This is a genomic window from Rahnella bonaserana (assembly GCF_019049675.1).
Classification (GTDB): domain Bacteria; phylum Pseudomonadota; class Gammaproteobacteria; order Enterobacterales; family Enterobacteriaceae; genus Rahnella; species Rahnella bonaserana.
In genome coordinates, this window is the sequence record NZ_JAFMOW010000066.1 from 385,608 (window position 1) to 409,949 (window position 24,342).

Genomic DNA, 24,342 nt, shown 5'->3' on the forward strand with positions numbered 1-24,342 from the left:
CAATTCGAATTATTCAGGGTATCAGGTGAGTTATCGTCCCTTCTCAACGCAAACGGAGTGTGTTTTGACCGGTGAATTATTTTGGGTAGTCACGTTACTTGTTATTGCTATGGTGCTGTTTGCGCGAAATACGCTGCGAATGGATATTGTTGCATTGCTGGTGATCGTTGCCTTCGTGCTAAGCGGCACGCTGACCATCAATGAAGCGCTGGCGGGATTCAGTGATCCCAACGTGATTCTGATTGCCGCACTGTTTGTCGTCGGGCATGGTCTGGTGAGAACCGGCGTGGCTTATCAGGTCGGTGACTGGCTGATGAAGGTGGCGGGTAACAGTGAAACACGCATGCTGGTTTTACTGATGCTCACGGTGGCCGGTCTGGGTGCTTTTATGAGTTCCACTGGTGTGGTGGCGATCTTCATTCCTGTTGTCATCAGCGTTTCTGCCCGCATGAAAACCTCTCCTGCACGACTAATGATGCCGCTGAGTTTCGCCGGGCTTATCAGCGGCATGATGACGCTGGTAGCGACACCGCCCAATATGGTGGTGAACAGTGAGTTGCTGCGCGAAGGATTCGACGGTTTTGGTTTCTTCGGCGTGACACCGGTCGGGCTGGTGGTGCTGATTATGGGTGTCGGCTATATGCTGATCGCCCGCCGCTGGCTCTCTTCGGATAACGCCTTGCAGGATAAACAACGCTGGAAACGCCGGACTTTTCGCGATTTGATCCGCGACTATCGTCTTACCGGCCGGGCGCGAAGGGTGACTGTCCGCCCCGGCTCTCCGCTGGTCGGACGTACGCTGGATGATTTACATCTGCGTTCGCGTTATGGCGCAAACGTGGTAGGCATTGAACGATGGCGTAAGTTTCGCCGTGTGATGGTCAGCGCGACAGGGAATACCGAACTGTTTGCCCGCGATGTCTTGCTGCTTGATATGTCCGATTCCGGCATATCATTCAGGCAGTTTTGTACCGATGAAATGCTTGAGCCGATGGTGCTACGTGGCGAGTATTTCTCTGAGCAATCAAGGGATGTCGGCATGGCCGAAGTGTCGTTAATCCCTGATTCCGAGTTATTGGGTAAAACACTGCGTGACGTGGCTTTCCGTTCGACCTACGGCCTTAACGTTGTTGGCATCCGCCGTCAGGGAGAAGCGCTCGAAGGCAGACTGGTGGATGAGGAATTACAGCTCGGTGATATGTTGCTGGTGATTGGTGACTGGAAACTCATCCGTCAGCTTCAGCAACAGATGCATGATTTCATTGTACTTAATCTCCCCGCTGAGGTGGACGAAGTCGCGCCTGCGCTGAGTCAGGCTCCTCATGCACTGTTTTGTCTGGCGCTGATGGTCGCGCTGATGCTCACCGATGACGTACCCAATGCAATTGCCGCCATCATTGCCTGCATCCTGATGGGAAAATTTCGTTGTATTACTATGGAGGGCGCTTATAAAGCCATTCACTGGCCAAGCCTGTTGTTGATCATCGGGATGATGCCTTTTGCACTTGCACTGCAAAAAACTGGCGGTGTGGCGTTGATTGTTAAGGGATTGATGGAGGTCAGTGGCGGTTATGGTCCGTATATGATGCTGCTGAGTTTATTCATTCTCTGCGCGGGCATCGGCCTGTTTATTTCCAATACGGCGACTGCCGTGCTGATGGCGCCGATCGCGATTGCTGCGGCGCATCAGATGGGCGTCTCGCCTTACCCGTTCACCATGATCATTGCGATTGCCGCGTCTGCTGCCTTCATGACCCCGGTATCTTCACCGGTGAACACGCTGGTAATGGTGCCGGGTAACTATAAATTCGGCGACTTTATCCGCATCGGTGTACCTTTCACTTTGCTGGTGATGGTGGTCAGCGTGTTTCTGGTACCGGTGCTTTTCCCGTTCTGATCAGAGCGGGGAATCGAGGCTGATTTCATCCAGTGACAGACTGAAGCTCGGAATAAAGACTTCCATAAAATAGTCCATCTCCGGGCTTTGTCTGTCTGCCAGCGTTTTTTCCAGACGAGCCTTTGCCAGTGTGAATTCGTTATTTCCCGCAGACAATTCTTCCAGGCATTTCAGGTAGGCGCACAGCGCATCAGCCTGTTTGACCGTCAGCTTTTCATCCTCAGTGTAATAATGCTCGTCGATCAGAGGGCGGAAATCTTCCTGCAATTCCTTCGGCAACATTTCAATCAGTTTTTGCTGAGCAATTTTCTCGATCTTTTTGTATTCATGCGCAATTTGCGGATTGTAATACTTGATGGGTGTCGGCATATCGCCGGTCAGCACTTCACTGGCATCATGATACATCGCGAGCAAGGCAACGCGTTCAGCGCTCAGATTGCCGTTAAATTTACGGTTTTTAATGACGGCTAAGGCGTGAGCCACGAAAGCAACCTGCAGGCTATGCTCTGAAACATTTTCTGTGCGAACGTTGCGCATCAGCGGCCAGCGGCTGATCAGTTTGAGACGGGAAAGATGGGCGAAAAAATGACTCTGATTCATAGCACTCTCAATAACAACGGTGAATGAGCGTCCATTGTGAGCAGTGCGGGGCAGTGATGTAAATAGGTGAAAGAGAAAAGGGCGCAGCTGTTGAAGCTGCGCCCTGAAGATTACTGGCGGTAGGTCTCAAGGAAACGGCCCAGTTTGTTGACGGCCATTTCCAGTTCGTCTACGCGCGGCAGCGTGACGATGCGGACGTGATCCGGATACGGCCAGTTAAAGGCGGTACCCTGAACCAGCAAGACTTTTTGCTGAAGCAGCAAGTCGAGCACCATTTTCTGGTCGTCATGGATGTTGAAACGTTTGGCATCAATGCGCGGGAACATATACAGCGCGCCTTTCGGCTTCACGCAGGAAACCCCCGGAATTTCATTGATCAGTTCCCATGCGCGGTCACGCTGCTCAACCAGACGTCCGCCAGGCTGAATAAACTCGCTGATGCTCTGGTATCCGCCCAGTGCGGTCTGAATAGCATGTTGCATCGGCACGTTGGCACACAGACGCATCGAGGCCAGCATTTCCAGACCTTCGATATAACCTTTCGCATGTTTCTTCGGCCCGTTCAGGACCATCCAGCCCTGACGGAAACCGGCAACACGATAGGTTTTTGACAGACCGTTAAAGGTGACGGTCAGCAGGTCCGGCGCCAGTGAAGCGATAGAAATATGCTGAGCCTCGTCATACAGAATTTTGTCGTAAATTTCGTCTGCGAAGATAATCAGGTTGTGCTCGCGGGCGATGTCCACAATCTGCATCAGCAATTCTTTGCTGTAGACAGCACCCGTCGGATTGTTCGGGTTGATGATGACGATGCCACGGGTGCGCGGGGTAATTTTGTCTCGAATATCTGCGATGTCCGGGAACCAGTCTGCACCTTCGTCACACAGATAATGCACTGCATTGCCGCCGGAAAGTGAAACCGCTGCTGTCCACAACGGATAGTCCGGCGCAGGCACCAGCATTTCGTCGCCGGTGTTCAGTAATGCCTGCATAGACTGAACGATCAGCTCAGAAACACCGTTGCCGATATAGATATCTTCAACCGTGATGTCCCGCATATCGCGCGCCTGATAGTGCTGCATGATCGCTTTACGGGCAGAAAACAGACCTTTGGAATCACAGTAACCCTGCGCCGTGGGCAGGTTGCGGATGACATCGACCAGAATTTCATCCGGTGCTTCAAATCCGAATGGCGCCGGGTTGCCGATATTCAGTTTGAGAACTTTGTTACCTTCTTCTTCAAGGCGTTTTGCTTCTTTAAGCACCGGGCCGCGAATGTCATAACAGACGTTGTCCAGTTTGTGGGATTTTTCAATCGGGGACATGTAAATGAGAGCCTTTTGCAGTAAAGCCTGGTCTTCCCTGGCGACGAGCGGCCGCAGAGCAGTGCGAATGGCACAATTTACTCCCCGACAGAGGGCATGAGAAGGGCTTTGCACCGTTTTGGTGAAAAACAGCAGTAAAGTCAGCTGAGGCGGGCTTTTAACAAAGTGATTGAATCGCAGGATGGTTTTTAATTCTTATATTTGTGTGTTTTGCATTTTTATATTTTGCAAAAGTACGCTTTCTGACCAATAAATTCACTGTTTTCGCTGACTACACTGCCTTATGCGTTGCCCCCCCAGAGCGAATGTTGAGCTGAACATCATGAAAACTTACCAAAGCTCGACAAATTCTGAAAAAAAATCAGGCCGCCTTGCTTTATTGATAAACATTCTTAACAACAATCAGTGTTATTTCGCTAATGTATAATAATGAATGCTGGATAGATGATCATGTTCTTAATGATATCTGAAACCTATTTCATTAAAATATGTAAATGCTTCAGAAGCATATATTTTAATTTTTCTGCATAAACAAATTTTGAAGAAACTAGAAAAATCTTAATCTTGCTTTAACAATGCCCGACGGAGAAAAAAAGTTATTCACGTGACTCGATGAATTTGTTGAATTATATTTTCACTAACTGGTTTTATTAATTAATTTCACTTATGTTTTCTGCGCCTGAGATTGCGCGTATTTTCGACTATTGCAGACAGAATGCGCACGCCGGCGGGTTATGGAAGGGTTCAGCAGGACAGACTATATTAATTAAGATGCTCTAATCATTTAGCCTTTATGGGGTTTTGTGGTGCGCAAAGTTAATGCCCGGATACTTACAATGACCAAAACTTTCATGCACAAATATTTCTCAATTTAGGTTATCAAATGAGTGAGTATCCGACATATCTGGTATTCTGCTTTTTGCGGGTACTTTGACGCACCATCAGGGTAGCTTGTTATTAGATTCTATAAAGTGAAGAAAAACTATGACAATTGCAAATCGTCCAATCCTCAATCTCGACCTTGACCTGTTGAGGACATTTGTAGCTGTTGCTGATTTAAATACGTTCGCTGCGGCTGCTGCTGCTGTGTGTCGTACTCAGTCGGCGGTAAGCCAACAAATGCAACGTCTAGAACAACTGGTTGGAAAAGAACTGTTTGCCAGACATGGACGCAATAAATTATTAACTGAACATGGTATTCAGTTATTGGGGTACGCACGCAAAATCCTTCGTTTCAACGATGAAGCCTGCACCTCTTTGATGTACAGCAACGTTCAGGGCGGGATAACTATTGGTGCGTCAGATGATACTGCTGACACCATTTTACCTTTCCTGCTCAGCCGTGTGACCTCGGTCTATCCTAAGTTGTCGATTGATGTCCGCGTTAAACGCAGCCCTTTCATGTTGTCGATGCTGGAAAGTGAGGAAGTGGATTTGGCCATCACCACGATGACCAATACCGATCATCCGCACATCGTTCTGCGCACTTCGCCTACGCTCTGGTACTGTTCAGCGGATTTTGCTTATCCTTCGGGAGACAGCGTGCCTCTGGTGGTGCTTGATGAACCAAGCCCGTATCGTTTAATGGCGACTGAGCATCTTAATCAGGCGGGGATCCCGTGGCGTATTGCGTACGTGGCTTCAACATTGTCGGCTATTCGTGCTGCGGTGCGTGCGGGGCTGGGCGTAACTGCGCGACCTATCGAAATGATGAGTCCGGAGTTGCGTGTGTTGGGTGAGCAGGATGGTTTACCACGACTGCCGGACACGCAATATGTGCTGTACAAAAATGCGCGTTGTGAAAATGAACTGGCTATGGCAATTTTCAATGCCGTTGAGCAGGGGAATGATCCCTATTCGTTAAGCGCTTATGGTCCGCGTCCCGTAGTGGATGATGATCAGGAGTTCCTGGCAGATTCCCAAAACTAAGATTTTGCCCCAGCTTTACCTTCCGCCTCCGTTTAACGAGGCGGGGGTAAAGGCTTCTACCTCTTTTGAGGTGTAAGAGTTATACTTTTAGTTACTTTGTATTCTGTTTGGTGCAAAACCCACGTTTTTTCTACTTATCTCCCCGCGTCCCCCGTAAAGACGCTTATCCGTAACATTCCTCATCTACAATTTTGTGACTAACTGGCGAAAAAATCAGCGCTTTTCAACGTTAAAAAACAACATCAAATTTATCTGTAAATCGCTTGTCGTTTTTTGAAAATCAACAAAACTTGTTAAAAGTGTGCCTTTTTTTCTATCAAAATTGACAGAACTCTGACACAGATCAAAAAAATAACCCTATTAAGAGAGTGGAAGCGCTGCCTATTCCTGCGACAATAGGAAAGTACGAAAGATGTCATAACTCCCATCACAGGCTCATGCTTTACCACAGTATTTTACTGACACGATTTAGCTTAAGTACCGGCGCATGATATGTTAATTAAATGCTATGCATGTAAACTAATGTGGAGATACTTTTGTCAAAGTTGACAAAAGGTTATAGAAAAGGGTAAAAAGCCCACAACAAATCACTGGCTTAATGCCTTGTTGAGCCGTGAACTGTGTGGTTTTTAATCCTTCCCTTGAATCGATGTGGTGCGCAAGCTGCCGACCTTACAGAGCAGATGCCAAAGTGCCACTTTTGATGAGTAAGCAATGAGTATGTCAACAGCCACTGAAGTCATCGCTCAACACTGGGCGTTCGCCGTTTTTCTTATCGTCGCAATGGGTCTTTGTTGCCTGATGTTACTGGGCGCCGCGTTTCTTGGCGGGAGAGCCAGAGCGCGTTACAAAAACACGCCTTTTGAATCAGGTATCGCCTCTGTCGGCACCGCCCGGCTGCGCCTGTCTGCCAAGTTCTATCTGGTCGCCATGTTCTTCGTTATTTTCGACGTTGAAGCTCTGTATCTGTATGCATGGTCAACGTCTATTCGCGAAAGCGGCTGGACCGGATTCGTTGAAGCCACCATTTTCATTTTGGTACTGCTGGCTGGTTTGTTCTATCTGGTGCGTATTGGCGCGCTCGACTGGACACCAACACGTTCGAAAGGACCTGTTAAACCAAGCCCGGCGATTAATACCAACAGTCACCCTCAGTAAGCAGTCATAGCGAGGCATTAAGATGGACTATACGCTCACCCGCATAGACCCGGACGGTGAGAACGACCGTTACCCCCTGCAATCTCAGGAGGTCGTCGGCGATCCTCTTCAGGAACAGGTTAAACGCAGCGTCTTCATGGGAAATCTCCAGGAATCACTGCATGGCATGGTGAACTGGGGTCGTAAGAATTCCCTTTGGCCGTATAACTTCGGCCTTTCATGCTGTTACGTGGAAATGGTGACGTCATTCACTGCGGTGCATGACGTTGCGCGTTTTGGTGCAGAAGTTCTGCGTGCTTCACCACGTCAGGCTGACTTTATGGTGGTTGCCGGAACCTGCTTCACTAAAATGGCGCCGGTTATTCAGCGTTTGTACGATCAGATGCTGGAACCAAAATGGGTCATTTCGATGGGAGCCTGTGCGAATTCCGGCGGTATGTACGATATTTATTCTGTCGTTCAGGGCGTGGATAAATTCCTGCCTGTCGATGTGTACATCCCGGGATGTCCGCCGCGTCCGGAAGCCTATATGCAAGCTCTGTTACTGCTGCAGGAATCCATCGGCAAAGAACGTCGCCCATTGTCATGGGTTGTTGGCGATCAGGGTGTTTACCGCGCGAATATGCAGTCTGAAAAAGAGCGTAAACGTGCTGAGCGTATTGCCGTGACAAATCTGCGTTCGCCGGACGAGATTTAACACTGCGGTCTGAGAGTCAACCCTGAGGGGAGGTGTTTATGAATATCCCCCTTACGGCATAAATGACCATTTAGTGTGGTGAAAAAAATATGACAGATTTGACGACGCAAGATTCCGCCCTGCCAGCATGGCATACCCGTGATCATCTCGATGATCCGGTTATCGGCGAATTGCGTAACCGTTTTGGGCCAGAGGCCTTTACTGTTCAGGCGACCCGTACCGGAATTCCCGTGGTGTGGTTCAAACGTGAACAGTTACTGGAAGCGATTACCTTTTTACGAAAACAGCCAAAACCTTATGTCATGCTTTTCGATTTGCATGGCTTTGATGAGCGTTTACGTACTCACCGCGACGGTTTACCGGCCGCGGATTTTTCCGTTTTCTATCACCTGATCTCGGTCGAGCGTAACCGCGACATCATGATCAAAGTAGCATTGGCAGAAAACGATCTTCATGTTCCGACCATTACTAAAGTGTTCCCGAACGCTAACTGGTATGAGCGCGAAACGTGGGAAATGTTCGGTATTACCTTCGATGGCCACCCGCACCTGACGCGCATCATGATGCCGCAGACCTGGGAAGGGCACCCGCTGCGTAAAGACTATCCGGCACGCGCTACCGAGTTCGATCCTTACGAGCTGACCAAGCAGAAAGAAGAACTCGAGATGGAATCGCTGACCTTCAAGCCTGAAGACTGGGGCATGAAGCGTGGTACCGAAAATGAGGACTTTATGTTCCTCAACCTCGGTCCTAACCACCCGTCCGCGCATGGTGCATTCCGTATCATTTTGCAGCTTGATGGCGAAGAGATTGTCGACTGTGTTCCGGATGTCGGTTACCACCACCGTGGTGCTGAGAAAATGGGCGAACGCCAGTCCTGGCACAGCTACATTCCTTACACCGACCGTATCGAATACCTCGGCGGTTGTGTTAACGAAATGCCTTACGTGCTGGCTGTTGAAAAACTCGCCGGTATTGTGACGCCGGATCGCGTTAACACCATCCGTGTCATGCTGTCTGAACTGTTCCGTATCAACAGCCATCTGCTGTACATCTCTACGTTTATTCAGGACGTGGGCGCGATGACTCCGGTGTTCTTCGCCTTTACCGATCGTCAGAAAATCTACGATCTGGTGGAAGCAATCACTGGTTTCCGTATGCACCCGGCCTGGTTCCGTATTGGTGGCGTAGCGCATGACCTGCCGAAAGGCTGGGAGCGTCTGCTGCGTGAGTTCCTTGACTGGATGCCAGCTCGTCTGGATTCCTACGTCAAAGCAGCGCTGAAAAACACCATTCTGATTGGCCGTTCCAAAGGTGTGGCTGCGTATAACGCAGATGACGCTCTGGCCTGGGGCACTACCGGTGCGGGTCTGCGCGCAACGGGTATTCCGTTCGACGTGCGTAAATGGCGTCCATACTCTGGCTACGAAAACTTTGACTTTGAAGTCCCGACAGGGGATGGCGTCAGTGACTGCTACTCCCGTGTCATGCTCAAAGTTGAAGAACTGCGTCAGAGCCTGCGCATTCTGGAACAGTGCTACAAAAACATGCCGGAAGGCCCGTTCAAGGCGGATCATCCGCTGACCACGCCGCCACCGAAAGAGCGCACGTTGCAACACATTGAAACCCTAATCACGCACTTCCTGCAAGTGTCGTGGGGGCCGGTGATGCCTGCGCAAGAATCTTTCCAGATGGTTGAAGCAACCAAAGGGATCAACAGCTACTACCTGACCAGTGACGGCAGCACCATGAGCTACCGCACCCGTGTCCGTACGCCAAGCTTCCCGCATTTGCAGCAGATCCCGTCCGTAATCCGTGGCAGCCTGGTATCCGACCTGATCGTGTATCTGGGCAGTATCGATTTTGTAATGTCAGATGTGGACCGCTAACGATGACAGATATCAATAAAGACTCAGAAGTTCAGTACATCAACGTCAGCGAGCCAGTCTCGCCGCCGGTGTTTGTGCTGAGCGACGCTGAACGTGAAGCGATTGAGCACGAAAAACATCACTACGAAGATGCCCGTGCGGCCTCTATCGAAGCGCTGAAGATCGTACAAAAAGCGCGTGGCTGGGTGCCTGATGGCGCTATCTACGCGATCTCCGATGTTCTGGGCATTCCTGCCAGTGACGTTGAAGGTGTGGCGACATTCTACAGCCAGATTTTCCGTCAGCCGGTTGGCCGCCATGTGATCCGTTACTGTGACAGCGTGGTGTGCCACATCACCGGTTATCAGGGGATCCAGGCTGCTCTGGAACAACAGTTGCACATCAAGCCGGGCGAGACGACCGAAGACGGGCGTTTTACCCTGCTGCCGACCTGCTGCCTCGGTAACTGTGACAAAGGCCCGTCAATGATGATTGATGAGGACACGCACAGCCATCTGACGCCAGAAGCGATCGGCTCGCTACTGGAGCGCTACGCATGACATACATTCCAAGACACATCGAACGCACGCCGGAGATGCACCCGCTGACCTGGCGTATGCGTGATGATAAACAGCCTGTCTGGATTGACGAGTACCGTAGCAAAAACGGTTACGTCGGTGCAGAAAAAGCCCTTAAAGGCATGGGTCAGGAAGAAATCGTCAATCTGGTAAAAGACGCTGGCCTGAAAGGGCGCGGCGGCGCAGGTTTCTCCACGGGTCTGAAGTGGAGCCTGATGCCGAAAGACGAAAGCATGAACATCCGCTATCTACTGTGTAACGCCGATGAGATGGAACCGGGCACGTATAAAGACCGTATGTTGATGGAGCAAATGCCGCACCTGCTGGTGGAAGGCATGTTGATCTCGGCATTCGCGCTGAAATCTTACCGTGGCTACATCTTCCTGCGTGGCGAATACATCGAAGCTGCTGTGAATCTGCGTCGCGCGATTGCGGAAGCCACTGAAGCGGGCCTGCTGGGTAAAAATATTCTCGGCACCGGTTTTGATTTTGAACTGATTGTTCACACCGGTGCAGGGCGTTACATCTGTGGTGAAGAAACCGCGCTGATCAACTCGCTGGAAGGCCGCCGTGCTAACCCGCGTTCCAAACCACCGTTCCCGGCGTCTGCCGGTGCCTGGGGTAAACCGACCTGTGTTAACAACGTCGAAACCCTGTGTAACGTGCCAGCGATCCTTGAGCACGGCGTGGACTGGTACAAAGGTATGTCTGCGGGCAAAAGTGAAGATGCCGGCACCAAACTGATGGGCTTTTCCGGTCGGGTAAAAAACCCTGGCGTCTGGGAACTGCCGTTTGGTACGACCGCACGTGAAATTCTCGAAGACTATGCCGGTGGCATGCGCGATGGCCTGAAATTCAAAGCCTGGCAGCCTGGCGGGGCAGGGACCGACTTCCTGACCGCCGATCATCTGGACCTGCCAATGGACTTTGCCAGCATTGGTAAAGCCGGCAGCCGTCTGGGGACTGCGCTGGCGATGGCCGTCGACCATGAAATCGGTATGGTTCCGCTGGTGCGTAACCTGGAAGAGTTCTTCGCCCGTGAATCTTGTGGCTGGTGTACACCGTGCCGCGATGGTCTGCCGTGGAGTGTGAAAATTCTTCGTGCGCTGGAACGCGGTGAAGGCCAGCCGGGGGATATCGAAACTCTCCTGCAGCTTTGCCGCCAGCTTGGCCCGGGCAAAACCTTCTGCGCACACGCGCCGGGTGCCGTGGAGCCATTACAGAGTGCGATTAAATATTTCCGGGAAGAGTTTGAGGCGGGTATCGCCAAACAGCATTACAACAACGCACATGCGATTGCGGGCATTCAGCCAAACAATCTGCTGAAAGAGCGCTGGTAGTGAAGGCAACAGGCAGCGGACGTGAGCCCGCTGTGCGCGAATTTCCGTAACAAGGGACGCGCTGTCGAATGATATACGCCAACCCGGCAAGAATTTTTGATTAACGCCCGTTTAGGCGGGCCACGTGGAAGCATGCTGACTATGGCTACGATTCATGTAGACGGCAAAGAATACGACGTAGACGGAGCGGACAACCTGTTACAGGCTTGCCTCTCTCTCGGCCTCGATATTCCTTATTTTTGCTGGCATCCGGCGCTGGGAAGCGTCGGCGCTTGCCGCCAATGTGCGGTTAAGCAATACCAAAATGCGGAAGACACGCGCGGTCGTCTGGTAATGTCATGTATGACACCAGCGTCTGATGGCACCTTCATTTCCATCGACGACGGAGAAGCAAAAGAATTCCGTGAAAGCGTCGTGGAATGGCTGATGACCAACCACCCGCATGACTGTCCGGTGTGTGAGGAAGGCGGTAACTGTCACCTGCAGGATATGACAGTCATGACCGGCCACAGTATGCGCCGTTACCGTTTCACCAAACGTACCCATAATAACCAGGATCTCGGGCCGTTCATCTCTCATGAAATGAACCGCTGTATTGCCTGTTATCGCTGTGTCCGTTACTACAAGGATTATGCGGACGGCACCGATCTGGGCGTTTATGGCGCGCACGACAACGTCTATTTCGGTCGTCCGGAAGATGGCCCGCTGGAAAGCGAGTTTTCCGGTAACCTGGTAGAAGTGTGTCCGACCGGCGTATTCACCGATAAAACGCACTCCGAACGCTATAACCGTAAATGGGACATGCAGTTTGCGCCGAGCATCTGTCAGCAATGTTCTGTTGGCTGTAACATCAGCCCGGGCGAGCGTTATGGTGAGCTGCGTCGTATTGAAAACCGTTATAACGGTACCGTAAACCATTACTTCCTGTGCGACCGTGGTCGTTTCGGTTATGGCTACGTGAACCTGAAAGATCGTCCAAAGAAACCATTGCAACTGCGTGGGAACGACTGGATCGAACTTAACGCTGAACAGGCGATGCAGGGCGCGGCAGACATTATCCGTCAGGCGAAGAAAACTATCGGTATCGGTTCTCCGCGCGCCAGTCTCGAAAGCAACTTTGCTTTGCGTGAACTGGTCGGAGCCGAAAACTTTTACACCGGTATCAACGCAGCAGAGCAGGGCCGTCTGCAACTGATGCTGAACGTACTGCGCAACAGTGGTGTTCACACACCGGCGCTGCGTGAAATAGAAGAGTACGACGCGGTTCTGGTGCTGGGCGAAGATTTAACACAGACCGGCGCGCGTATTGCTCTTTCTGTGCGTCAGGCCGTCAAAGGCAAGGCCCGCGCGATGGCTGCGGCTCAGCGTGTTGCCGACTGGCAAATCGCGGCTGTCCAGAACATCGGTCAGCACGCCAAACATCCGCTGTTCATCACCAACGTAGACAACACCAAACTCGACGATATCGCGGCATACAATTACCGTGCACCGGTCGATGAGCAGGCGCGTTTTGGCTTTGCTATCGCCCATGCGCTGGATAATTCTGCGCCAGCGGTCAGCGATCTGGCTGATGGCCTGAACAAGAAAATCGACGTGATCGTGCAGGCACTGACAGGTGCGCGCAAGCCGCTGATCATCACCGGTAGCAGCTCCGGTTCTGACGCCATTATCGAAGCAGCCGCGAATATCGCGAAAGCCCTGAAAGTGGTAGGCAGCGATGTTGGCATTACGTTTGTGGCTTCTGCGGCTAACAGCATCGGTCTTTCGATGATTGGTGGCGGCTCGCTGGACGAAGCACTTGAATTGCTGACTCGTGGTGATGCCGACAGCGCTATCGTGATGGAAAATGACCTTTACCGTCAGGCGCCTGAAGCGAAAGTTGATGCGGCATTAGCGAATGTGCAGAACCTGCTGGTTGTTGACCATCAGCGTACGCGCATTATGGATAAAGCCAGCCTGATCCTGCCTGCGGCAAGTTTCGCAGAAAGCGACGGCACGCTGGTCAATCAGGAAGGCCGCGCACAGCGTTTCTTCCAGGTTTACGATCCGGCTTACTACGACACAACGGTTGCCATGCTGGAAAGCTGGCGCTGGATGCACTCGCTGCATTCCACCATCAACAGCCGTCATGTTGACTGGACTCAGCTGGATCACGTCATCGAAGCCTGCGTTGAAGCACTGCCACAGCTGAAAGGCATGGTTGAAGCTGCGCCAAACGCCAGCTTCCGTATCCGTGGTCAGAAACTGGCGCGTTCTCCGGCCCGTTACAGTGGTCGTACCGCCATGCGCGCGAACATCAGCGTTCATGAACCGCGTCAGCCGCAAGACAAAGACACCATGTTTGCCTTCTCAATGGAAGGGAACAACAGCCCGACAGCTGACCGCAATCAGGTGCCATTCGCCTGGGCGCCGGGCTGGAACTCACCTCAAGCCTGGAACAAATTCCAGAGCGAAGTTGGCGGCAGTCTGCGCCACGGTGATCCGGGTGTGCGTCTGATTGAAGCAGGTGAGGGGACACTCGATTACTTCACCGCTATTCCGGCTGCCTTTACTGCTCAGAGCGATAACTGGCGTGTCGCGCCTTACTATCACCTGTTCGGCAGCGAAGAGATGACACAGCGCTCGAAGGTGATCCAGCAACGTATGCCAGAAGCCTACGTGATGGTTAACCCGGCAGACGCCGCACAGTTAGGGGTGAACGCAGGTTCTCAGGTGGAATTCACCTGTGCCGGTCAGACCCTCAGACTGCCGGTTCGTCTGAGTGAAACATTGAGTCAGGGCCAGGTTGGCCTGCCGCTGGGCTTGCCGGGCATTCCTCCGGTACTGGTTGGCGCAACGGTTGAAAATCTGCGGGAGGCAGCACAATGAGCTGGTTTACACCTGTAGTCATCGATTCATTGATCGCCATTCTGAAAGCGGTGGTGATCCTGCTGGTTGTTGTGACCTGCGGGGCCTTCATGAGCTTCGGCGAGCGTCGCTTGCTGGGCCTGTTCCAGAACCGATACGGGCCAAACCGTGTCGGCTGGGGCGGTTCCCTGCAGCTGGTCGCTGACATGATCAAAATGTTCTTTAAGGAAGACTGGGTACCTAAATTCACCGACAAAGCCATCTTTACGCTGGCACCGATGATTGCGTTTACGTCCCTGCTGATTTCCTTTGCGATTGTTCCGGTCAGCCCGACCTGGTTCGCCGCAGACCTGAACATCGGTATTTTGTTCTTCCTGATGATGGCCGGTCTGACCGTCTATGCCGTGTTGTTCGCTGGCTGGTCCAGTAACAACAAATACTCGCTGCTTGGCGCGATGCGTGCATCCGCTCAGACGCTGAGCTACGAAGTGTTCCTTGGCTTATCGCTGATGGGCGTTGTGGCACAGGCGGGTTCCTTCAATCTGCAAGACATCGTCAATTCTCAGGCGCATGTGTGGAACATCATTCCGCAGTTCTTTGGCTTCGTGACCTTTGCGATTGCCGGCGTTGCCGTTTGCCACCGTCATCCGTTTGACCAGCCGGAAGCCGAGCAGGAACTGGCTGACGGTTACCACATTGAATATTCCGGTATGAAGTTCGGTCTGTTCTTTGTGGGGGAATACATCGGTATCGTGACTGTCTCTGCGCTGATCGTCACCTTGTTCTTCGGTGGCTGGCAGGGTCCGTTCCTGCCGCCGTTTATCTGGTTTGCGCTGAAAACCGCTTTCTTCATGGTGATGTTCATTTTGATCCGTGCTGCTTTGCCGCGTCCCCGCTACGACCAGGTGATGTCATTTGGCTGGAAAGTTTGCCTGCCACTGACCTTACTTAATCTGCTGGCGACCGCTGCGGTCATCTTGTACAACGCGCAATAAGGGGTGATGAAACCATGACATTGAAAGACATAGTGGTCGGGTTCGGTACCCAGGTTCGCAGCTTGTGGATGATAGGCATGCATGCCTTCGCCAAGCGCGAAACCCAGATGTACCCTGAAGTTCCGGTCAATCCACCTCCGCGTTACCGTGGCCGTATCGTGCTGACGCGTGATCCGGACGGTGAAGAGCGCTGCGTTGCCTGTAACCTGTGTGCGGTAGCCTGTCCGGTAGGCTGTATTTCTCTGCAAAAAGCAGAAATGAAAGACGGTCGCTGGTATCCGGAATTCTTCCGCATCAACTTCTCACGCTGCATTTTCTGCGGTCTGTGCGAAGAAGCTTGCCCGACAACAGCCATTCAGCTGACGCCGGACTTCGAGCTGGGCGAATTCAAACGCCAGGATCTGGTGTACGAAAAAGAAGATCTGTTGATTTCTGGGCCGGGTAAATATCCGGAATACAATTTCTACCGGATGGCCGGTATGGCGATTGACGGCAAGTCGAAGGGCGAAGCTGAAAATGAAGCCAAACCGATCAACGTCAAAGGTCTGTTGCCTTAAGGAGCCGCAAGCATGGAATTTGCATTTTATATTGCAGCCCTGGTGGCCGTGTTGGCGACATTGCGTGTTATCACGCATACCAACCCGGTTCATGCACTGCTGTATCTGATCGTCTCTTTACTGGCGATTGCTGCGGTCTTCTTCTCGCTCGGTGCGTACTTCGCCGGTGCCCTGGAGATCATCGTTTACGCCGGCGCCATTATGGTGCTGTTCGTCTTCGTCGTGATGATGCTTAACCTCGGCAATGTCGAAGAACAGGAACGTGCATGGCTCAAGCCTGCCACCTGGATCGGACCTTCTGTTCTGTCAGTCATCCTGCTGGTGGTGATGATCCTGTCCATCCTTGGGGTGCACGATCACGGCATTAAAGGCGACATGATTGACGCGAAAGCGGTGGGTATTGCGCTGTTCGGGCCTTACGTTCTGGCAGTCGAACTGGCGTCAATGTTGCTGCTGGCCGGTCTGGTCGTGGCATTCCATATTGGTCGTGAACACAAACCGGGTGAAGTCTTCGGTGACGCACCGGTTACGACCGAAATGGCAACAAAAAGAAAACCGGAGGAGAGAGCATGATCCCTCTACAACATGGTCTTATTCTGGCCGCGATCCTCTTTGTTTTGGGGCTTACCGGGCTGCTGGTTCGTCGTAATTTGCTGTTTATGCTGATCAGTCTTGAAGTGATGATTAACGCGGCAGCGCTGGCGTTTATCGTGGCGGGAAGCTACTGGGGTCAGGCAGACGGGCAGGTGATGTATATTCTGGCCATCAGCCTGGCTGCGGCGGAGGCCAGTATTGGTCTGGCGTTGCTGCTGCAGCTGTATCGCCGTCGCCACACTCTCAATATTGATACTGTCAGTGAGATGCGCGGATGAACTTACTCTATTTAACAATTCTGTTCCCGCTGATTGGCTTCCTGTTACTGGCCTTTTCTCGCGGTCGCTGGTCTGAAAATACCTCCGCTACCATTGGCGTGGGTTCCATTGGTCTGGCAGCACTGACCACCATTTATGTGGGCATCAACTTCTTCAGCCAGAAAGCGGCGGGCGTTGAAGTCTTTAACCAGCATCTGTGGAACTGGATGCAAGTTGGTGACTTTAATATTCCAGTCACACTGACGCTCGATGGTTTGTCGATGACCATGCTGTCTGTGGTGACCGGCGTCGGTTTCTTCATCCACATGTTCGCTTCCTGGTACATGCGCGGTGAAGAGGGCTACTCACGCTTCTTCGCTTACACCAACCTGTTTATCGCCAGCATGGTGATTCTGGTACTGGCAGACAACCTGTTGCTGATGTACCTCGGCTGGGAAGGGGTGGGTCTGTGCAGTTACCTGTTGATCGGTTTCTACTACACCCATCCGGCTAACGGCGCGGCAGCGATGAAAGCGTTCATCGTGACCCGTGTGGGTGACGTATTCCTGGCTTTCGCACTGTTCATTCTTTACCGCGAACTGGGCACGCTGAACTTCCGTGAACTGATGATCCTGGCCCCGCAGAAACTGGCAGTCGGTGACACCGCGATCACCTGGGCGACCCTGATGTTACTGGGTGGCGCAGTGGGTAAATCCGCACAGCTTCCGCTTCAGACCTGGCTGGCAGACGCCATGGCCGGTCCGACGCCGGTTTCCGCGCTGATCCACGCCGCGACCATGGTCACCGCCGGTGTTTATCTGATTGCACGTACTCATGGCCTGTTCCTGATGGCGCCTGAGATCCTGCATCTGGTGGGCATTATTGGTGCGGTAACGCTGGTTCTGGCAGGTTTTGCTGCGCTGGTGCAAACCGATATCAAACGTGTCCTCGCGTACTCGACCATGAGCCAGATTGGTTACATGTTCCTGGCGCTGGGCGTTCAGGCATGGGATGCCGCTATCTTCCATCTGATGACGCATGCATTCTTCAAAGCCCTGTTGTTCCTTTCTTCCGGTTCGGTCATTTTGGCCTGCCACCACGAACAGAACATTTTCAAAATGGGTGGATTACGTAAATCCATTCCTCTTGTCTATATCTGCTTCCTGGTCGGTGGCGCGGCGCTGTCCGCCTTGCCAATCATCACTGCGGGCTTCTTCAGTAAAGATGAAATCCTCGCGGGTGCGCTGGCTAACGGCCACCTGAATCTGATGGTTGCGGGTCTGGTCGGTGCGTTCATGACCTCGCTGTACACCTTCCGCATGATCTTCATCGTCTTCCACGGCGAAGAGAAAATCAAAGCGCATGCGGGTAAAGGCATCACTCACCACCTGCCGCTGCTGGTGTTACTGGTTCTGTCCACCTTCATTGGCGCGATGATTGTTCCGCCACTGAGAGGCGTACTGCCGGATACCACTGAACTGGCGCATGGCAGTGTGCTGACGCTGGAAATCACATCAGGCGTGATTGCAATTGCTGGCATTCTGCTGGCGGCGGCCCTGTATCTGGGTAAACGCTCGCTGGTCAACAGCATTGCGAAAAGCGCACCGGGCCGTTTCTTCACGACCTGGTGGTTCCATGCCTGGGGCTTCGACTGGCTGTACGACATGATTTTCGTGAAACCCTATTTACTGGTTGCGAAACTCCTGCAACGTGATCCTCTGAACTCGATGATGAATCTGCCTGCGCTGTTTGCCCGTCTGGGTAACCGTGGTCTGACTCTCAGCGAAAACGGTCAGGTACGTTGGTACGTCGCGTCAATGGGGCTCGGTGCAGTGGTTGTTCTGGCACTGCTGCTGGTGATTTAAGCCTGCATTACGGGTGTAGTTATCAATGCCGGTCTGTTCGCGTAACGGACCGGCAAGTGAAATAGCCTTCGGGCATAAAAGAAGGGAACGACACGCCATGCTATTACCTTGGCTAATATTTATCCCCTTTATCGGCGGGCTGCTGTGCTGGCAGACTGAGCGCTTTGGGAGCAAAGTACCGCGCTGGATCGCGTTAATTGCGATGGGGCTGACGCTGGCTCTTTCCGTGCAATTGTGGTTGCAGGGAGGATATTCATTAACGACGCCTGCGGGTATTCCACAGTGGCAATCCGAGTTCTCGGTGCCGTGGATCCCTCGTTTTGGCATCAGCTTCCATCTGGCGCTGGACGGTTTGTCCCTGCTGATGGTGGTTCTGACCGGTCTGTTGGGTGTTCTGGCGATCCTCTGTTCGTGGCGTGAAATCCAGAAGTATCAGGGTTTCTTCCATCTGAACTTACTGTGGATCCTCGGCGGCGTGATCGGCGTGTTCCTCGCCATCGACATGTTCCTGTTCTTCTTCTTCTGGGAAATGATGCTGGTGCCGATGTACTTCCTGATTGCCTTGTGGGGACACAAAGCATCAGACGGTAAAACGCGTATCAGCGCAGCAACCAAATTCTTCATCTACACGCAATCAAGCGGTCTGGTGATGTTGATTGCCATCCTCGGTCTGGTGTTTGTGCATTACAACGCCACCGGCGTGTGGACATTCAACTACGCTGACCTGCTGAAAACGCCAATGTCTCACGGTGTTGAATATCTGCTGATGCTCGGCTTCTTCATCGCCTTCGCAGTGAAAATGCCGGTTGTGCCATTGCACGGCTGGTTGCCAGATGCACACAGTCAGGCACCAACCGCGGGTTCCGTCGACTTAGCCGGTATCTTGCTGAAAACTGCAGCCTACGGGATGCTGCGTTTCTGTCTGCCGCTGTTCCCGGAAGCGTCTCACCAGTTCGCGCCGATTGCCATGTGGCTGGGTGTGGTGGGTATCTTCTACGGTGCGTGGATGGCGTTCTGCCAGACTGATATTAAACGTCTGATTGCGTACACCTCTGTTTCGCATATGGGCTTCGTGCTGATTGCCATCTACACAGGCAGCCAGCTGGCGTACCAGGGTGCAGTGATCCAGATGATCGCTCACGGTCTGTCCGCAGCCGGTATGTTCATCATTTGTGGTCAGTTGTACGAACGTCTGCATACCCGTGATATGCGCCAGATGGGCGGATTGTGGGGACGCATCAAATACCTGCCAGCGTTGTCGCTGTTCTTCGCCGTCGCCACCTTAGGGATGCCGGGTACAGGTAACTTCGTCGGTGAATTCCAGATCCTCTTCGGCAGCTACCCGGTTGTTCCGGTGATCACTGTCATCTCAACCTTTGGTCTGGTGTTTGCTTCGGTTTACTCACTGGTGATGATGCAGCGCGCTTACTACGGCAAAGCAAAATCTGACGAACCGCTGCCGGGCATGACCTCACGCGAACTGTCGATCATCTTGTTACTTGTTGTATTGCTGGTGGCACTGGGCTTCTACCCGCAGCCAATTCTGGATACTTCAAGTGCCGCGATGAGCAACATTCAGCACTGGTTCGGGTCTTCAGTTTCCACTATTTCAACGACAAGGCCGTAACTCGCCATGACATTTACACTTCAAAATCTGATCGCACTATTACCGCTGATGATCGTCGGATTGACGGTGGTGGTGGTGATGCTGTCCATTGCGTGGCGACGCGACCATTTTCTTAATGCCACACTGACAGTCATCGGGCTGAACGTTGCCTTACTTTCCCTTTACTACGTCGGGCAGGTCGGCCCGCAGGACGTCACACCGCTGCTGCGCGTTGACGGTTATTCGATGTTCTACATCGGATTGGTGCTGCTGGCGAGTCTGGCCACCAGCACGTTTGCCTATCCATGGCTGGCCGGTTATCCGGACAACCGCGAAGAGTTCTACCTGTTAGTTCTCATTGCGGCTATGGGCGGCATTCTGCTGGCATGTTCTAACCATCTGGCGTCAATGTTCCTTGGGATCGAACTGATTTCCCTGCCATTGTTCGGTCTGATTGGTTATGCCTATCGCCAGAAACGCTCGCTGGAAGCGGCTATCAAATACATGCTGCTGTCAGCCGCCGCGTCATCCTTCCTGTTGTTCGGTATGGCGTTGTTGTACGCACAATCCGGTGATTTGTCCTTCGCGTCTTTGGGCAAAAATCTGGGCGATGGCGTGATGCTGCACCAGCCACTGCTGATGGCCGGTCTGGGCATGATGATTGTTGGTCTGGGCTTCAAGTTGTCACTGGTTCCGTTCCACCTGTGGACGCCAGATGTCTATCAGGGCGCACCGGCACCGGTTTCGACTTTCCTGGCAACCGCCAGCAAAATCGCAATCTTCGCCGTGGTTATGCGTTTGTTCCTGTATGCGCCGGTGGCTGACAGCGAATCGATTCGTATCGTGCTGGCGATTATCGCCTTCTGTTCGATTCTGGTCGGTAACCTGATGGCGATCAGCCAGAGCAACATCAAACGTCTGCTCGGTTATTCTTCTATCGCTCACCTCGGTTATCTCCTGGTGGCGCTGATTGCAGTACAAACGCATCAGCTGTCGATGGAAACTGTCGGTGTTTATCTGGCCGGTTACCTGTTCAGCAGCCTCGGTGCTTTCGGTGTGGTCAGCCTGATGTCCAGCCCGTACAAAGGTCCGGACGCAGAATCGCTGTTCTCCTACCGTGGTCTGTTCTGGCATAAGCCAATCCTGTCTGCGGTAATGACCGTGATGATGCTGTCACTGGCCGGTATTCCGATGACGCTGGGCTTTATCGGTAAGTTCTACGTGATTGCGACCGGTGTGACCGCGCATCTGTGGTGGCTGACCGGTGCTGTGGTTGTCGGTTCTGCGATTGGTCTTTACTACTACCTGCGCGTAACGGTGAGTTTGTATCTGAGCGCGCCTGAAACGCTGGTTCGTGATACGCCGAACAACTGGGCGCTCACGGCGGGTGGGGTCGTCGTACTGATTTCCGCGATTTTGGTGCTGTTGTTGGGTATCTTCCCGCAGCCACTGATCTCGCTGGTTCAGATGGCACAGCCGCTGCTCTGATTTAGCGCCAGAGTCTGACAAAGCCGCTCTCATGAGCGGCTTTTTTAATCGCATCGATGTATTTGTGTGATGCAAATCACATTTATATGTACGTTCAGCAAATTATTACATTAGTTTTGTGATCTCTCCCATTCCATTATTCCTGCCAATGCGTACACTGCGCGCTTGTTCCGATTCGTACAGGTTTACACCATGAATGTTTTAGTGATGATTGCCATAACCACCGGCATCCTCTCCGGTATTTGGGGCTGGGTGGCTATCAGCCTTGGTCTGATAAGCTGGGCGGGCTTCCTCGGGTGTACGGCGTATTTCGCCTGTCCGCAGGGCGGATTGCGCGGATTACTGATCAGCACACTGACTTGTCTCAGTGGCGTATTCTGGGCGGTAGTCATCATTGCGGGCAGCGCCATGCGTCCCGAATGGAGCATTCTCGGTTATATGCTGACCGGCATCGTCGCCTTCCTGATGTGTATTCAGGCACGACAGCAGTGGCTGGCGTTTGTACCGGGAACCTTTATCGGTGCCTGTGCAACTTTTGCCGCGCAGGGCGACTGGCGCCAGGTAGTGGTGTCATTGCTGGTCGGTCTGGTATTCGGTTACGCGATGAAAAACAGCGGATTATGGCTGGCGAAACAGCGCGAAAAGCAGCAGAGCAGTGCTAAAAAGGCCACCGTTTTTACAGATGTTAAAGGGTCAGAAGGTTCTTAAAACCCCGTTTTTACGACAGTTTTTGATGATCTGTCGGGCAATTAAAGCGGAACTGCGCTAGGGTTAATGGCAGCAGAAGTTTTTAGAAGACCCGAACACATCATAAGGAGATAACCATGGCTGACCAATTTGAGACACAGCAGAATTCGTTAGATGACGATTTGCGTATGCTGACTGAAACTCTGGAAGAAGTGCTGAAATCTTCCGGCGATAAAGCGGATGAGAAATACGTGCAAATTAAAGCACGTGCTGAAAACGCACTGAAAGACATCAAATCCCGTATTGATCCTTCCGCCCGTTCTTACTGCAAGAAAGCACGTCACGTCGCGGAACAGACGGACAGCTATGTGCGCGAAAATCCGTGGCATGGCGTAGGTGTGGGTGCCGCTGTCGGCCTGGTTGTCGGCCTGTTACTGCGTCGCTAATGTCATTTCTTCAGGGGCAGCGTCCTGCTGCTCCTGTTCTCCACGCACCTGCTCTCCACGCATTTGATAACTCCTTTGTCTGCTCCTATACTCCCTCTTAGCTAACAGCACTCACTTCAGCTTGATCTGTCGCATATTTTCATTTTTCGTATCGCCGCATAATTCATCCGTAATTGATCCAACCCGTTTTTTGATCCAGAAGGGTATTTCTGCCCGTCACTAAACATCCGGTATGGCCCGAGGTAGCGGTGAAACAAATATCAGCAATCATTGAGCAGCTCGATACAACGCTTGCAGGCGAATGGCCTGATACAGCGGGGATCCGGCAGTTCAGTTATTCCCTGCAAAAACAGCCAGACACCGGCCTGCTGGAATGGTTGTCTGCGCAACCTTGCTACCCGAAATTTTACTGGCAACAGCGTGATGGTAATGAAGAAGCCGCGGTTTGTGGCGATGCCTATGCTTTTGGCGATACCGCACAGGCTCAGGCTTTCATTCGCGAACATCAGGATGTGCCGGATCTGCATATCTGGGGGCTGAACGCCTTCAACGGTGCCGACAGTTCCGCCTTTGCTGCCAACGCACTTTTTCTCCCGCGCATCGAACTTTGCCGGCAGGGCAGCCGCTACTGGTTACGTTGTACGCTTTTCAGTGCCCGTTCGTTACGTGAGGAAGCGCGCCGTACCCGTTTGTTCCTGCGTTCTCTGGTCGTCAGCCAGGCTTTACCGCCGATCACCTCCCGCGTATTACAGCACCAGCATTTACCGGCGCAGCCCCAGTGGAATCAGCTCATTACCCGCGCACTGAACTGCATCGAAGCGCAGCAATTTGACAAAGTGGTGCTGGCGCGCAAGACAACGCTGACTCTCAGCCAGCCGCTGAATGCCTGCGCATTTCTGGCTGCAAGCCGTGCGGTGAATCACCACTGCTACCACTTTATGCTGGCGTTCACGCCACAACAGGCATTCCTGGGCTCCAGCCCTGAACGCCTGTTCCTGCGCAACCACGATGAGCTGTATACCGAAGCACTGGCGGGCACAGTCGCCAATGATCCTGATGATTTTAAAGCACAGCAACTGGGCGACTGGCTGCTGAATGACGGTAAAAATCAGCGCGAAAATTTGCTGGTGGTCGATGACATTTGCCAGCGTCTGCAGGGCGGGGCGCAATCACTCGACATCATGCCCGCGGAGATTTTACGTCTGCGCAAAGTGCAACACCTGCGCCGAAGCATTCATGGCGAACTCACAGATTCTGATGACGCCGGGTGTCTGCAACGTCTGCAACCTACGGCCGCCGTCGCCGGATTGCCGCGCCAGGCAGCCCGCGAATTTATCGCTGAATTTGAGCCTTTTGACCGAGAATGGTACGCCGGTTCTGCCGGATACATCAGTGCTGAACAGGCGGAGTTTACCGTTGCGCTGCGCTCTGCGGCGGTGAAAGGACATCATCTGGAACTCTATGCCGGCGCAGGAATTGTCGCCGGTTCTGACGCTGCACAGGAATGGCAGGAAATCGAAAACAAAGCCGCAGGTCTGCGTACTTTGCTGGAAGAGCACTACACGCCTGCCGTTCAGGCCGGATAATCCTTTGCCGGAGTGAGTTGAC

Annotated in this window: 20 protein-coding genes; 18 read left to right on the plus strand and 2 right to left on the minus strand. The window is 52.6% G+C overall.

What is annotated here, in order from left to right; all coding sequences use genetic code 11:
- Nucleotides 1-64: 64 nt before the first annotated feature.
- The gene (locus J1778_RS19355; RefSeq protein ID WP_217174537.1) at nt 65-1,897 is read left to right on the plus strand and encodes an SLC13 family permease; all 1,833 of its coding nucleotides are present in this window, start codon (nt 65-67) and stop codon (nt 1,895-1,897) included.
- Here J1778_RS19355 and yfbR read toward each other — a convergent pair whose 3' ends face one another.
- Both yfbR and J1778_RS19365 read right to left on the minus strand, forming a co-directional pair.
- Nucleotides 1,898-2,497: a 5'-deoxynucleotidase gene (yfbR, locus tag J1778_RS19360; RefSeq protein ID WP_217174538.1), complete on the minus strand. Its 600-nt coding sequence runs from the start codon at nt 2,495-2,497 to the stop codon at nt 1,898-1,900. It lies immediately after the preceding gene.
- 110 nt (nt 2,498-2,607) lie between these two features.
- Nucleotides 2,608-3,822, minus strand: a complete 1,215-nt coding sequence (locus J1778_RS19365) for a pyridoxal phosphate-dependent aminotransferase (protein ID WP_217174539.1) — start codon at nt 3,820-3,822, stop codon at nt 2,608-2,610.
- 984 nt (nt 3,823-4,806) lie between these two features.
- On the opposite strand from J1778_RS19365, the gene lrhA reads away from it, so the two are divergent.
- The 17 genes from lrhA (at nt 4,807) to menF (ending at nt 24,320) form a co-directional block, all read left to right on the plus strand.
- Nucleotides 4,807-5,751: a transcriptional regulator LrhA gene (gene lrhA, locus J1778_RS19370; protein ID WP_217174540.1), complete on the plus strand. Its 945-nt coding sequence runs from the start codon at nt 4,807-4,809 to the stop codon at nt 5,749-5,751.
- A gap of 714 nt (nt 5,752-6,465) precedes the next feature.
- On the plus strand, nt 6,466-6,909 hold the full coding sequence (locus J1778_RS19375) for an NADH-quinone oxidoreductase subunit A (RefSeq protein WP_015696460.1): 444 nt from the start codon (nt 6,466-6,468) through the stop codon (nt 6,907-6,909).
- Between the two features lie 22 nt (nt 6,910-6,931).
- The gene (locus tag J1778_RS19380; RefSeq protein WP_013574590.1) at nt 6,932-7,606 is read left to right on the plus strand and encodes a NuoB/complex I 20 kDa subunit family protein; all 675 of its coding nucleotides are present in this window, start codon (nt 6,932-6,934) and stop codon (nt 7,604-7,606) included.
- Between the two features lie 89 nt (nt 7,607-7,695).
- Entirely contained in the window at nt 7,696-9,495 is a 1,800-nt protein-coding gene (gene nuoC / locus J1778_RS19385) for an NADH-quinone oxidoreductase subunit C/D (RefSeq protein ID WP_037036199.1), read from the plus strand.
- A 2-nt stretch (nt 9,496-9,497) separates the two neighbouring features.
- Nucleotides 9,498-10,034 carry an NADH-quinone oxidoreductase subunit NuoE gene (nuoE, locus tag J1778_RS19390; protein ID WP_238484796.1) on the plus strand — a complete coding sequence of 179 codons (537 nt, stop codon included), beginning with the start codon at nt 9,498-9,500 and terminating at the stop codon, nt 10,032-10,034.
- The gene (nuoF, locus tag J1778_RS19395; protein ID WP_217174541.1) at nt 10,031-11,392 is read left to right on the plus strand and encodes an NADH-quinone oxidoreductase subunit NuoF; all 1,362 of its coding nucleotides are present in this window, start codon (nt 10,031-10,033) and stop codon (nt 11,390-11,392) included. The genes nuoE and nuoF overlap by 4 nt, the downstream gene beginning before the upstream one ends.
- A 141-nt stretch (nt 11,393-11,533) precedes the next feature.
- Complete coding sequence (nuoG, locus tag J1778_RS19400) at nt 11,534-14,260, plus strand: NADH-quinone oxidoreductase subunit NuoG (protein ID WP_217174542.1); 2,727 nt, start codon at nt 11,534-11,536, stop codon at nt 14,258-14,260.
- A complete protein-coding gene (gene nuoH / locus J1778_RS19405; RefSeq protein ID WP_013574595.1) occupies nt 14,257-15,234 on the plus strand; it encodes an NADH-quinone oxidoreductase subunit NuoH in 978 nt (325 codons plus the stop codon). Before nuoG ends, nuoH begins: the two co-directional genes overlap by 4 nt.
- A 14-nt stretch (nt 15,235-15,248) precedes the next feature.
- Nucleotides 15,249-15,791: an NADH-quinone oxidoreductase subunit NuoI gene (gene nuoI, locus J1778_RS19410; RefSeq protein ID WP_112289933.1), complete on the plus strand. Its 543-nt coding sequence runs from the start codon at nt 15,249-15,251 to the stop codon at nt 15,789-15,791.
- A 12-nt stretch (nt 15,792-15,803) separates the two neighbouring features.
- Nucleotides 15,804-16,364, plus strand: coding sequence for an NADH-quinone oxidoreductase subunit J (gene nuoJ, locus J1778_RS19415; protein ID WP_217174543.1), 561 nt, complete (start codon nt 15,804-15,806; stop codon nt 16,362-16,364).
- Nucleotides 16,361-16,663, plus strand: a complete 303-nt coding sequence (gene nuoK, locus J1778_RS19420) for an NADH-quinone oxidoreductase subunit NuoK (protein ID WP_004936014.1) — start codon at nt 16,361-16,363, stop codon at nt 16,661-16,663. The genes nuoJ and nuoK overlap by 4 nt, the downstream gene beginning before the upstream one ends.
- Nucleotides 16,660-18,507, plus strand: a complete 1,848-nt coding sequence (gene nuoL / locus J1778_RS19425) for an NADH-quinone oxidoreductase subunit L (protein ID WP_217174544.1) — start codon at nt 16,660-16,662, stop codon at nt 18,505-18,507. The genes nuoK and nuoL overlap by 4 nt, the downstream gene beginning before the upstream one ends.
- A 97-nt stretch (nt 18,508-18,604) precedes the next feature.
- Nucleotides 18,605-20,134 (plus strand): NADH-quinone oxidoreductase subunit M, encoded by a 1,530-nt coding sequence (gene nuoM, locus J1778_RS19430; protein WP_217174545.1) that lies wholly within the window; start codon nt 18,605-18,607, stop codon nt 20,132-20,134.
- A gap of 6 nt (nt 20,135-20,140) precedes the next feature.
- Entirely contained in the window at nt 20,141-21,601 is a 1,461-nt protein-coding gene (gene nuoN, locus J1778_RS19435) for an NADH-quinone oxidoreductase subunit NuoN (protein ID WP_112289939.1), read from the plus strand.
- A gap of 192 nt (nt 21,602-21,793) precedes the next feature.
- Nucleotides 21,794-22,309 carry a DUF1097 domain-containing protein gene (locus tag J1778_RS19440; protein WP_217174546.1) on the plus strand — a complete coding sequence of 172 codons (516 nt, stop codon included), beginning with the start codon at nt 21,794-21,796 and terminating at the stop codon, nt 22,307-22,309.
- Between the two features lie 116 nt (nt 22,310-22,425).
- Nucleotides 22,426-22,734 (plus strand): DUF883 family protein, encoded by a 309-nt coding sequence (locus tag J1778_RS19445; protein WP_112289943.1) that lies wholly within the window; start codon nt 22,426-22,428, stop codon nt 22,732-22,734.
- Nucleotides 22,735-22,982: 248 nt separating this feature from the next.
- A complete protein-coding gene (menF, locus tag J1778_RS19450; protein WP_217174547.1) occupies nt 22,983-24,320 on the plus strand; it encodes an isochorismate synthase MenF in 1,338 nt (445 codons plus the stop codon).
- The last annotated feature ends 22 nt before the right edge of the window (nt 24,321-24,342 follow it).

Excerpts from the sequence above, each read along its gene's own strand:
- nuoH (WP_013574595.1), top strand. The coding sequence starts at position 14,257 with ATGAGCTGGTTTACACCTGTAGTCATCGATTCATTGATCGCCATTCTG.
- nuoG (WP_217174542.1), top strand. The coding sequence starts at position 11,534 with ATGGCTACGATTCATGTAGACGGCAAAGAATACGACGTAGACGGAGCG.
- J1778_RS19445 (WP_112289943.1), top strand. The coding sequence starts at position 22,426 with ATGGCTGACCAATTTGAGACACAGCAGAATTCGTTAGATGACGATTTG.
- lrhA (WP_217174540.1), top strand. The coding sequence starts at position 4,807 with ATGACAATTGCAAATCGTCCAATCCTCAATCTCGACCTTGACCTGTTG.
- J1778_RS19440 (WP_217174546.1), top strand. The coding sequence starts at position 21,794 with ATGAATGTTTTAGTGATGATTGCCATAACCACCGGCATCCTCTCCGGT.
- nuoC (WP_037036199.1), top strand. The coding sequence starts at position 7,696 with ATGACAGATTTGACGACGCAAGATTCCGCCCTGCCAGCATGGCATACC.
- nuoJ (WP_217174543.1), top strand. The coding sequence starts at position 15,804 with ATGGAATTTGCATTTTATATTGCAGCCCTGGTGGCCGTGTTGGCGACA.
- nuoN (WP_112289939.1), top strand. The coding sequence starts at position 20,141 with ATGACATTTACACTTCAAAATCTGATCGCACTATTACCGCTGATGATC.
- nuoI (WP_112289933.1), top strand. The coding sequence starts at position 15,249 with ATGACATTGAAAGACATAGTGGTCGGGTTCGGTACCCAGGTTCGCAGC.
- J1778_RS19380 (WP_013574590.1), top strand. The coding sequence starts at position 6,932 with ATGGACTATACGCTCACCCGCATAGACCCGGACGGTGAGAACGACCGT.
- yfbR (WP_217174538.1), bottom strand. The coding sequence starts at position 2,497 with ATGAATCAGAGTCATTTTTTCGCCCATCTTTCCCGTCTCAAACTGATC.
- J1778_RS19375 (WP_015696460.1), top strand. The coding sequence starts at position 6,466 with ATGAGTATGTCAACAGCCACTGAAGTCATCGCTCAACACTGGGCGTTC.
- nuoL (WP_217174544.1), top strand. The coding sequence starts at position 16,660 with ATGAACTTACTCTATTTAACAATTCTGTTCCCGCTGATTGGCTTCCTG.
- nuoE (WP_238484796.1), top strand. The coding sequence starts at position 9,498 with ATGACAGATATCAATAAAGACTCAGAAGTTCAGTACATCAACGTCAGC.
- nuoM (WP_217174545.1), top strand. The coding sequence starts at position 18,605 with ATGCTATTACCTTGGCTAATATTTATCCCCTTTATCGGCGGGCTGCTG.
- nuoK (WP_004936014.1), top strand. The coding sequence starts at position 16,361 with ATGATCCCTCTACAACATGGTCTTATTCTGGCCGCGATCCTCTTTGTT.
- J1778_RS19365 (WP_217174539.1), bottom strand. The coding sequence starts at position 3,822 with ATGTCCCCGATTGAAAAATCCCACAAACTGGACAACGTCTGTTATGAC.
- nuoF (WP_217174541.1), top strand. The coding sequence starts at position 10,031 with ATGACATACATTCCAAGACACATCGAACGCACGCCGGAGATGCACCCG.